Source organism: Rhodococcus sp. EPR-147 (assembly GCF_001647185.1).
In the GTDB taxonomy this organism is placed as follows: Bacteria; Actinomycetota; Actinomycetes; order Mycobacteriales; family Mycobacteriaceae; genus Rhodococcoides.
Genome location: NZ_LVCU01000183.1, coordinates 1 through 1395 on the forward strand (window position 1 = coordinate 1; position 1395 = coordinate 1395).

Sequence of the window (1395 nt, forward strand, 5' to 3'; positions counted from 1 at the left end):
GCGATCGACGTTGTCGGGCACCTTCACGCGGGCGAAGTGCTCACCGGTGGTGGAGTAATCCTTCACTGTCACAGCGAGATTCAAGCTCAGCCCGCTGATGTACGGGAAGGGGTGGGCCGGGTCGACGGCCAGCGGTGTGAGAACCGGGAAGACCTGCTCGGTGAAGTACTCCGACAGCCGGGCGCGCTCGTCGGTGTCCAGGTCGGACCATCGGATGATCGCGATGCCCTCGGCGGTGAGCTCGGGCAGGATCGAATCCAGCAGTACTCGCGCATGTTTGAGCGCGAGCTCCTGGGTGCGTTGACCGATCACCGCGAGCTGCTCGCGTGGAGTCATGCCGTCGGCGGACCGAACCGACAGTCCGGTTTCGTCACGGCGTTTGAGACCCGCAACCCGAACCATGTAGAACTCGTCGAGATTCGACGCGTAGATCGCGAGGAACTTCGCCCGCTCGAGCAAGGGGAGCGACGAGTCCTCCGCGAGCGCGAGAACACGCGAGTTGAAATCGAGCCAGCTCAATTCCCGGTTGAGATAGCGATTTTCGGGGAGCACGGTGGCAGCGTCGACGGATTCCGGTGTGGCAGCCGGAAGCGCGGAGGGAATACTCGGCATCGTCGCCGCGATCGGAGCGCTCCATGCCGGGTCCGAACCGGTGGCCTTCCCGGTCTCGATCGGAGGATCCTGGTTCGCTGACTGCGCGTCGTCTTTGCTCACCGCACGATCATCCCCCATACCGGGCGTCGGTGAAACTCCGATGGCCGAACTCGAGTCTCCGTTCACTCGACTCCCACGGCGGTCCGCACCGTCAGGCAGTCGTCGCCGATGCTTCGTCACTCCACCCGAGCGAGTGGAGCACGGCCGCCGTCGCCGGTCCGACTCCCAGACGGTGCGCTCTGCGGACGTCGTCGGCGGTGTCCACGTCCAGTCGAAGACCCGGCCAGGTGCCGTCGAGTTCCCGTGCGCCCGAGACGGTGTGGCGACGCGCGGAGTCCCGTCCGAACAGTGGTGCCAACTCGTCGGGGGAGTCCTTCAGGATCAGGGCGGCGGTCCCCGTGCCGTGATGGTCGACCACGAGCGATCTGCCTCCCCGGCGGGACCCGGCGTAGGCCTGCGCGAGTTCGGCCGAACGCATCGCGGGCAGGTCCGCTTGCAACGCGATGATGTCGACGCGGCGCGCGGCGACGGTCTCGCCCCCACCGACATCCACACCGACGTCCACACCAGCGTCACCGTGACGCAGTACGTGCGCTGCGGCCGCGAACGCGTGGTTGAGGCGTTGGTCCGGTTGCAGCGCAGGATCGCGGACCGGTTCGTCGAACACCAGTGCGCCGATCCTTCGGGCCGTCTCTGCGACGAGAGGATCCGGGGTGACCACCGTGACCGAATCGACCACCG

1 protein-coding gene and 1 pseudogene are annotated in these 1395 nt (G+C 66.7%); both read right to left on the reverse strand.

Annotated features, from left to right (window positions below):
- Nucleotides 1-612: pseudogene (locus A2J02_RS09380) on the reverse strand (RNA degradosome polyphosphate kinase); the annotation flags it as partial.
- Between the two features lie 193 nt (nt 613-805).
- The coding region (locus tag A2J02_RS28165; protein WP_068049535.1) for a 2-phospho-L-lactate guanylyltransferase at nt 806-1395 on the reverse strand (590 nt) is incomplete at its 5' end.